The sequence below is a fragment of the Acetobacter indonesiensis genome (assembly GCF_000963945.1).
Classification (GTDB): domain Bacteria; phylum Pseudomonadota; class Alphaproteobacteria; order Acetobacterales; family Acetobacteraceae; genus Acetobacter; species Acetobacter indonesiensis.
Genome location: NZ_BAMW01000121.1, coordinates 1 through 272 on the forward strand (window position 1 = coordinate 1; position 272 = coordinate 272).

The following is a 272-nucleotide window of genomic DNA, read 5'->3' on the forward strand; positions in this document are numbered from 1 at the left end:
ACGCTGAGCCACTGGATTTCGCAGTATCGGTCGACTGATCTGACAGCGTCTGAAGCGCAGACAGACCTCGTCCGAGGAAATGAGCGTCTTCGCCTGGAAAACCGTGTGCTGCGGGAGGAGAAGCAAATATTAAAAAAGCCGCGTAGTTCTACGCAAACCAAAAGACGTGAGGTTTGCCTTTATCAGAGCCAATCGTGACTGCTGGCCCATCGCCGATCTGTGTCAGATTCTGCAGGTTTCGACGCGTGGCTACCGAGCATGGGGTTTCCCGG

General features: G+C 54.4%; 1 pseudogene. It reads left to right on the top strand.

Features of this window, described 5'->3' with window-relative positions:
* Nucleotides 1-198 (top strand): annotated as a pseudogene (locus tag Abin_RS15690) (hypothetical protein); the annotation flags it as partial.
* Between the last annotated feature and the right edge of the window lie 74 nt (nt 199-272).